Origin of the sequence: Niallia laureatilytica, assembly GCF_046613985.1 — a bacterium.
In the GTDB taxonomy this organism is placed as follows: Bacteria; Bacillota; Bacilli; order Bacillales; family Cytobacillaceae; genus Niallia.
The window spans coordinates 43,580-51,959 of the sequence record NZ_JBKKHP010000018.1 but is presented as its reverse complement, the minus strand read 5'-3'; the positions used below and the strand labels follow the sequence as shown (position 1 = coordinate 51,959).

General features: G+C 31.6%; 12 protein-coding genes. 5 read left to right on the top strand and 7 right to left on the bottom strand.

The genetic code is table 11. The annotated features are described in order from the left end of the window. The 5 genes from ACLIJJ_RS25210 to ACLIJJ_RS25190 form a co-directional block, all read right to left on the bottom strand. On the bottom strand, positions 1–302 hold a 302-nt coding region (locus ACLIJJ_RS25210), incomplete at its 3' end, for a hypothetical protein (protein WP_411411867.1). 333 nt (positions 303–635) lie between these two features. Beyond that, positions 636–1,175: an SMI1/KNR4 family protein gene (locus ACLIJJ_RS25205; RefSeq protein WP_233317911.1), complete on the bottom strand. Its 540-nt coding sequence runs from the start codon at positions 1,173–1,175 to the stop codon at positions 636–638. A gap of 242 nt (positions 1,176–1,417) precedes the next feature. Next, the gene (locus ACLIJJ_RS25200; RefSeq protein ID WP_233317913.1) at positions 1,418–1,894 is read right to left on the bottom strand and encodes a GNAT family N-acetyltransferase; all 477 of its coding nucleotides are present in this window, start codon (positions 1,892–1,894) and stop codon (positions 1,418–1,420) included. A 137-nt stretch (positions 1,895–2,031) separates the two neighbouring features. Then, a complete protein-coding gene (locus ACLIJJ_RS25195; RefSeq protein WP_233317915.1) occupies positions 2,032–2,505 on the bottom strand; it encodes an 8-oxo-dGTP diphosphatase in 474 nt (157 codons plus the stop codon). 251 nt (positions 2,506–2,756) lie between these two features. Beyond that, positions 2,757–3,095 (bottom strand): ribonuclease E inhibitor RraB, encoded by a 339-nt coding sequence (locus ACLIJJ_RS25190; protein ID WP_233317918.1) that lies wholly within the window; start codon positions 3,093–3,095, stop codon positions 2,757–2,759. Between the two features lie 567 nt (positions 3,096–3,662). Between ACLIJJ_RS25190 and ACLIJJ_RS25185 the strand changes: the two genes are divergently transcribed. Beyond that, positions 3,663–4,121, top strand: a complete 459-nt coding sequence (locus tag ACLIJJ_RS25185; RefSeq protein ID WP_233317920.1) for a nucleoside deaminase — start codon at positions 3,663–3,665, stop codon at positions 4,119–4,121. Between the two features lie 567 nt (positions 4,122–4,688). On the opposite strand, the gene ACLIJJ_RS25180 is transcribed toward ACLIJJ_RS25185, so the two are convergent. After that, positions 4,689–5,144: a DinB family protein gene (locus ACLIJJ_RS25180; protein WP_237943570.1), complete on the bottom strand. Its 456-nt coding sequence runs from the start codon at positions 5,142–5,144 to the stop codon at positions 4,689–4,691. 397 nt (positions 5,145–5,541) lie between these two features. Between ACLIJJ_RS25180 and ACLIJJ_RS25175 the strand changes: the two genes are divergently transcribed. Genes ACLIJJ_RS25175 through ACLIJJ_RS25160 form a run of 4 tightly spaced genes read left to right on the top strand, consistent with a single transcriptional unit; the run spans position 5,542 to position 7,046 of the window. After that, complete coding sequence (locus ACLIJJ_RS25175) at positions 5,542–5,871, top strand: PadR family transcriptional regulator (RefSeq protein WP_237943567.1); 330 nt, start codon at positions 5,542–5,544, stop codon at positions 5,869–5,871. Between the two features lie 4 nt (positions 5,872–5,875). Beyond that, complete coding sequence (locus ACLIJJ_RS25170) at positions 5,876–6,358, top strand: hypothetical protein (protein WP_233317927.1); 483 nt, start codon at positions 5,876–5,878, stop codon at positions 6,356–6,358. Continuing rightward, positions 6,355–6,879, top strand: a complete 525-nt coding sequence (locus tag ACLIJJ_RS25165; RefSeq protein ID WP_233317929.1) for a permease — start codon at positions 6,355–6,357, stop codon at positions 6,877–6,879. The genes ACLIJJ_RS25170 and ACLIJJ_RS25165 overlap by 4 nt, the downstream gene beginning before the upstream one ends. Positions 6,880–6,917: 38 nt before the next feature. Continuing rightward, positions 6,918–7,046, top strand: a complete 129-nt coding sequence (locus tag ACLIJJ_RS25160) for a hypothetical protein (protein ID WP_325169594.1) — start codon at positions 6,918–6,920, stop codon at positions 7,044–7,046. A 343-nt stretch (positions 7,047–7,389) separates the two neighbouring features. Here ACLIJJ_RS25160 and ACLIJJ_RS25155 read toward each other — a convergent pair whose 3' ends face one another. Continuing rightward, the gene (locus ACLIJJ_RS25155) at positions 7,390–7,830 is read right to left on the bottom strand and encodes an SRPBCC family protein (RefSeq protein WP_237943566.1); all 441 of its coding nucleotides are present in this window, start codon (positions 7,828–7,830) and stop codon (positions 7,390–7,392) included. Between the last annotated feature and the right edge of the window lie 550 nt (positions 7,831–8,380).

Sequence of the window (8,380 nt, the reverse complement as noted above, 5' to 3'; positions counted from 1 at the left end):
TATTTATTTGTTTCTAATCCAATCCTTTGTAAAAGAATCTCGACAACTCGCTTATCACCTGTATTCTCTCCAATTTTCCCTAGAATAAAATAGATATTCCTTTTAATGGATTCTTTTTTACTTTTTTCTAACAGGTCACTTAGAAAAGAAATTAAAGTTGTATCTGTCAACGACCTTGCTTTATTGTATGCAATCGAAGATGGAGATCCTTCACTTGTATAAACTCCCTGCATTTCATTATAAATAGTGCCAGGTCCATCCATTTCTCTGATTATACTCAGCAGTTCTCTCTCATTCACCATCAAAACACCTGCTCACAGTTAGTTTTTAGTTCTATTATATAATGAACTTGCAATAAACTCCCTGTCGTTCTAAAACTTAAAGAGAATTAAATAAAAAAAGCACTAAGCCTTAATTTGATTTAATTAAAGATTCTTTCATCTTGAAATAATTGATTTTTACCCAAGCTTATTCAGCTAAACTGCCATTTTAGCGACATAACAAAGGAAGGAAAGCCCCCTATAGCTTAAGTATAATTATTCATAAACCTATATTTGTAATGGGTATTTTATTTCAAACCTAAAATTACCTAGGGTTAAACAAGAATGACAGAGACTTTAGTATTTTAAGTTTTTTTATTCAGTGTTTTTTAAAATTTTATTAGTCGAGTCTATTCCCCAATTCCAATAATCCGAACCATATGAAGATAAAAATCTGTTCAAAAACTCAGTGAAATTACTGTTAATACTAACAAAGTAATCATCTGCAATTGGATCGACGACATAAATTCTATTATCATCCTCATTAGTAAGAAGATTAATAGCTATTTGTAGTTGTGAACTCAAGGATGTTCCAATAACCACCATATAATCTGGGTAATCAAATATTTCATAGCTTTCAAGCATATCTTCTATATCGGAAATTTTAGCATCATAATGACGAAATTTTAATCCGTTTGTATATTGCAAAAATTCTTTATAATCATTTGGCAGCTTATAACCAATTTTGTTTTCCAAATAACTAATTTCTTTATCTGTTGCACCTTTTTTAAAATTAAAGCCATACTCAACTTTTGAACCATAATAGTATATTTCAGTATTTTTAGTTTCGGTTAACGCCTTAAGAATACTCTTAATATTTATATTGAAGTATTCCTCCATATTTTCCTCGCTCATGATTTGATTCCCCTTTCATATTTACTCTTACAAACCAGCTCTTCCTATGAAGATTCAAACAAATTCGTCACGTAAGTTTTGCTTCTTGCTCTTAAATATTCGTTCGATCATTAAAAAAACCTTCTTGAGCTAAATGCCACGTTTGTGAAACAAGAAAGCTTCTCTTCAGTTATTACAGGAATGCTGCCCTTTTAGTTACAAATAAAAAAAGAACATTAATTGTACTTAGATTAATGTCCCAGTTAGTTCAATATAATCTCCATTTTTCTACTCTTCGTTTTCATCCCAATCGACCTATAAAATCCAATGGCAGCTGTATTTTCCTCGGATACTCCCAATTCAATACTATCAACTTCAAGGCTTCTTCCAAAATCAAAAATGTATTTAATTATTTTTTTTCCAATACCTTTCTTTCTATGTGTTTCAACAACACATAAACTCTTTATATATAATACTTTCCTCGTTTTAACAAAAGTATTTTCTGTTACTTCTTCTTCCTTTGTCACTACAACACCAACTAATTCAGTGTCAGTAGTAGCCACAAAAATATGCTGTTTGTCATCAATCAATTGGCTTTCAAAAAACTCCTGTTCGACTGGTGTGGAATTCTCTTTGTACAGATCTGGTCTTATAAAAACATGGAATTCGTGAACCTGCCTAAATAATGGCAACAACGATTCATAATCACTTTGCTTAGCTTTTCTAATAAGAATATCCATAAATTTTCTACCCCCAGTATTTGTTTTGGTTGGAATTTGACACTTTTGCTCTTACCCAAAATGCTTTATTAAATTATGCTGCCACAATTGTTACAAAAAAAGCTACCTTAGGCAGCTTATGCTTTAGGTTCAAAAATTTAAGTGCTATGTATAGTAACGGTTCCTTCGTTTTTCTCCTTGTGATTCCATACTACATGAATTTCAAATGTGCCATCTTTAAAAAATAAAGGAAATCTCCTTTTAATTGATGGTTGCATTGGAAGATTGTAGGCTTCCTCTATATTTACCCAGTTAGCTTTTCCTTCAGGACCATCTTCAAGAAGTTCTCCTTTAAAGTCTCTTGTAATGTAATTAAAAATCATATATCTATCATTCACAACTGGATTTACATATTCATATAGCCCCTTGTAAATCAGATTACTAACCTCTAATCCTGTTTCCTCTTTTACTTCTCTAATTGCACTTTGGACAATGCTCTCTGGAAAGTCAACCTTGCCACCAGGCGGAATAAATCCTTTAAAATGATCATGTTGTCTATTCAAAAGCAAAACCTTCTCGTCTTTTTGAATCATACAAACAGTCCATATCTTAACATTTACTAATTGACCCATTATTTTTCCACTACTCCCCCACAAAACTAATCTTTATATTAATTCTATGAGTAATTAAGATAGTCCTTCTTCCGTTAAACTTCCCTGTTAGCGCCAAAGCATATATAGCATCCCTATTGTTACATAAGGAAGTTACTTAAACATTTTTTACAGGAATTATATCCATTTAGCACCAAAAACAATTCCAGTAACCCTAATGTTATGACAAAAAAAGACTATATATATTTATAGTCTTTTAATTCTTCATTTTCTTATTCAATCCCGACTCCCCAACCGTCGATTTCTCCATCTAGCGGATGAATCAAGTCTCTTAGTTTGTTCTGTACTTCAACAATACCTTCATAAGTCAGCATCATTTCAATGAAGCAGTAAACAGTCCACATGTCTTCTTCCTCATCATAGTCCATTTCACATCGGTAACCTTCCGTCTTTAACTCTTCAAGAACTTGCTTGCCAGAATTCTCATTAGGTACATCGATAACAAATTCCACTGTTTGTTCTACACTAAAGTCACATCCATATTTATCTAATTCATGTAAAACATCTCCATCTTCATCTTTTGGAAACTTTCGTTTTCTAAAAAACACCATAAAATCCCCTCTTTTCTACTACTATAATCAATTATCATTAAAACAATTATAGCACTGTATACGTTAAGAATTAATTCCTGATTTTAATTAAAATAGCTTTTTTTCCTCATCAAAATTACAACTCTTGCACTGGTAAATATTAAATTATCTGTCCCTAAAACCTGAATGTTTTTAGAATCAGAAAACTTGAATTTATAACTCAATAAACAGTATCAATTGGTAATAACTTTAAGATCTTATTATCGGCATTTAACTTATGTATCCAGGAAAAGAGTTAAGAACAGTTATACTGTTCTGATACCTTTATTTGTTAATTAAGGGTCACACCTTTAAAAGTAGTGATTAACTCATAAAAATACTATATTGTGAACAATTTCACTTAAACAAACCTGCCCCGTTTCTACAATAAGAAAATAACCTACGTAGCGATCATAATGTTTAACTCTAGTCCACTTAAGCTTTATTTTGTTCAGCATCCTCGAATTGTGCATTACTGTTCAACGGAATGACTCAGTTTCATACTGTTTAATTTTCCGTTATAATAGCATCGGACAGGAGGGACTATTTATGACAAAAGATGAAGATTTTATTGAAATAGCCATTAAAATGGCTTTAAAGGCTAGAGAGGATGGAAATGAACCATTCGGTGCTATCTTAGTAAAAAATAACGAAATAGTAATGTTTGGTGAAAATAAAATTAATAGTTATTGTGATCCTACGCACCATGCTGAAATCGGACTTATTCGTACTTTTTGCTCTGAAAATAACATTTTTGATCTTAGCGAATATACTTTGTATACCAGCTGTGAACCTTGTGTGATGTGTACAGGGGCAATGGTATGGTCTAATTTAGGCAAAATAGTCTACAGTGTATCTCATGATCAACTAGCCAAAATTGCAGGTAGTAATATCATGATTTCATGTAAAGAAGTTATTGAAAAAAGTCCAAATAAGCCAGTAGTAGTAGAACAAGTTTTAAATGTTGAAGGGTTAAAAGTATTTGAAGGGTACAAATTTGCTCATTAACATTATAGTTCACAGCAATATTTATCCATGTTATTCAAGCACCTTAGAATGACATGGATATTTGAATTCTCATTACTAGCCATTTGTTTCTATAGTTGAAATTTTTTATTAACAAAACTGCCCCTATAGTAAAATAAAAAATTAATTCTAAATGGAGACTGTTTGTTAATTTTATTCTTATCCGTTGATAAGTACAACAAGATTTACTTATGGGCAAGTACTATGTTACCGTTAAAATACATCACATAATAGATTGGGTCCTATTAGACTTTTCTTAGTCACCTTCCCTTTATAAATCATGTCGACAGCCAAGAATTTAGACCATATTAGTAATATTTCGTTCGGTCAAAAAGTTAAATACAAAAGTAAAATACACTTTTGCTTTTTTAATCATGAAAATGGATTATTAGAATTAAAAGATCCTGATACAAGCTCTATTTTTTTAGTTAGACAAAAACCACTCGTTTATAGGATTAAGTAAAACCTTCAATAGTTTAGCATTGATGGTTTTGTTTTGCTTCATCCTTCTTTCACTAAACTCCCCTGTTAGTTCAATGGAATTAAGATTTAGTCGTTTCCCTTAATTAAGATTTGTTTGTTAATATGATGTTCCATATGGTTAAGGTAGTCCTGTATAAGCCATTGTAATGTTTTTTGGCTATTCCCAATATCACAAAGATAGGTTAATTTCTCAGAAGGAATATTCTTAATGATATTTATCACTTGCTTATTGAGGTTTTGAAAAAGAGTCAGTATTTCATCAAGCGGCCTTTCTTGATAATTCTGAACTACAACCCATTGTTCTTGATTATAAGATTGGATGACATAAGGTTGCTCCGTATATTGAATATCCACAAACCTCTGAATATTATTTATTGCAGAGTCACAAAGATGTCCTAATATCTCTTTTTTAGACCATTTATTTGGTAATGGGCGGTTTGATATTTCTGTATCTGACATAGAGTTGTATTTCTTTGGTAATGCTTGTATCCAGTGGTTTATTGCATTAATTATATCTTCCACACTCATACACTCCTTTAATATGTATCTAAAAAACAATATTCTTCTAAAGTCGTAAATATCCCTTCTTCCACTATAGTGCCATGTTAGCACCATAGCCAATAAAAGCATTAATGCCCCAGTCAATTTAAGTGTATCACTTCACAAATTTGGTTTTTACGTAGGTAATATATTAGAGGAATGCTTCCCCCTCAGTAAAAAAAGAAATGCATCCTAAAACAGTCGGTATAAAATTTTATTTATTCGCTATAACACTTGGTAAATCCATAATTCCCCTTTTTATTCCTTCAAATAAAGTTTTTTATAATCAATAAAAAAATTGACACAATACTGTTATCTACAGCATACTGTTATTAACAGTACTATATTATTGATAAAAAATAAGGAGGTTTTATACTTTATGAAACATACTGGGAGACATACAGGTGCATTTCTATTGCTGTTTTTAACAGAGGGCGATAACTATGGAGGGAAACTCCTACAAAAATGCGAGGAAGAACTTCCCATTAATCCCATTGATAGTTCGATCTTATATCGCACACTAAAAAAATTAGAGGAAGAAGGTTCTGTAGAATCTTATCTTGATGCATCTGAAAGAGATAAACCAATAAGGATGTACAAAATCACTGATGTTGGTAAAAAGAGATTAGAGGAATTTAAAATAGATATTGAAGAAAAAATTAAAAATTTATCGTTTTTCCTAGAAAGATATAAAGAATGGAACGATTAAAATAATGATTAGTGGAATTATTCTCTATACTATTGCCGCTATTTATTTGGGAATTTCCTTCATAAAAGACAAACATAAAACAAAGGCTGCCTTATTGAGTTCATGGAAAATGTTTCGCAATGTTTTACCGGATTTATTAGCCATTATGCTTTTTATTGGGCTGGCATTATCGTTATTTACACCGACTCTTATCTCATCAATTATTGGTGAAACTTCCGGCTTACTAGGTATCATTTACTCAACAATCATCGGCTCTATTGCTTTAGTACCGAGCTTTATTGTCTTTCCTCTTGGACATACATTATTTCAAAATGGTGCCGCGCTTCCACAAGTAGCCGTATTAATGTCAACAATGATGTCAGTAGGACTCGTAACTTTATCTATGGAACAAAAAACTTTCGGAAGAAGATTTGCTTATGCCCGAAATATTTCTGCCATAATAATGTCTCTTCTATTCGGATTGATTATTGGGGTGGTAATGACATGACAAAGCTAAAAGAATATCGGTTCTTTTTCATCTTATTATTAGGGCTTCTTATAATTGCGTTTATAAATCACTCTATAGCTTTGAAAACCGTTCAGATAACTAGTAAAAGTATTTTAGATATGTTATTCCTACTTCCTCCTATATTCATCTTGGTGGGATTATTAGATCAATGGGTAAAGAAAGAATCACTTATTCGGTATATGGGTGAAAAATCAGGGATATACGGAGTCTTCTTTACTATAATATTAGCAACGGTGGCTGCAGGCCCTCTTTATATTGCCTTTCCAATTGCAGTATTATTATTAAAAAAAGGAGCAAGTGTCCGCTATATAGTGTTTTTTTTAGGAGCTTGGTCAACAGTGAAATTACCAGTTATAGTCTATGAAATCACTTCATTTGGCTCTAAATTTACACTTATTCACATTTGTTTTGGCCTCGTGTTTTACTATTTAACAGGAATTCTTTTCGAAAAATTTATGACCGACAAAAATTTAAAATATGAAATAAAAAAGAAAATCTAGATTTAAAAGCATTAAGGACAATTCAGATTTGCGTTGTTATGGGGGATAATAGAAGAGATAGTAAAGATAGTCGCCAAATTGGAGTATTCCAAAAGATAATATTGCTGGAACTTTCTAAAATTTTATTTTGGCCGATATCGAGGTTGAAAATAGTAGAGAATCATTAACTCCTATAATAGGCCTTTGTAAAATTCATTAATCAAATGGGTGTAACTCCTGCTTTCTAAGGACTAATTGTCTTAATTAGTCCTTTTATTTTGTCTTATTGCACCTATTATTTTCATATGCTTACTAAACACAAAACTGCACCGATTGTTACATAAGCAAGATTTTTTTCATTTATTACAGAAGTGCTGCCACTTTAGTTTAATTAGAAAAGTAATCCTGAATATAAAAAAAGAGGCCATCCTTTTTGGACAGCCCCCTTTCCGCTAATTATAAAATTTCTAACAGAGCAAGATATCATTATATTAGCCACTACAGAATGTATCATCTATTCAATCTTGAAAACTATGAGTATACTGCTATTTTACGTGCGATAGATTCTGTTAAACGAGATGCTACTTTCGGAACTGCCAATTTAATAATTGGTGTTAACATTGCACCAGATAATCCGCCTGCATGGATTTCCACCGTACAAGTCATCATTGTTTCACCATTAATATCTTCTGCAGTAAAGAGACCGCTTCCTGAAAAATTATCTGATAAACCTTTTAGTTCAAATTTAATATTTGAAGGTTCATTCCATTCGGTAATATCTACCTGTGCTTGTATTGTTTTTTTAATGCCTTTCAGACTACCTTCAAATGTCCAAATAGATTGCTTGTCATTTATGATTTTATGTTCTTTATAGGCTGGTACTGTCGTTGCCCATTTTTCAAGATCACTGACATAATCCCAAACTGCTTGTACATCTACTGGAACTACTACGGTATGAGTTCCTGTTGCCATTATGACCCCCACCTTCCCTATGTATGTAACTTTACATCTCTACAGTTTAATTATTACATAAAAATCATAAACTTTCATCTATAATGACACATAGCTTTCCTACTTCCACTTCCCCAATTATTTACATTCTCCACAACCCAGCTGTTTAATGAAATAAACAGAACTTCCGTTTTCAATCGACTTTTATGTTACTTAATACTATTCTTTATGGAATTTATCACATAAAGAAAGGCTATCCATTTAATTAAAGGCTAGTATCTTCTGTTAGGTGTTTACCAAAAGAAACTGGAATTCCCATTAGTAAAACAGGTATAGAAGTAGTAGGAAGTTTGCCAGCCTTCTTATTTAAAGGTGAAGAGAAAATAATAGTTCAACCAAAATCATTTATTTAAATCCTTGTGTCTATCCAGTGTAAACCATCGTATTAATAGCAACATATATCTGTTCTCCCTGATTATTATGGTTATTATTTCTCCACTTTCTTTCCTCTTTTGATATCATCAATTTTCTCCGATGTAAATTATATAATCGTTCTTCTTATTGCTACTTT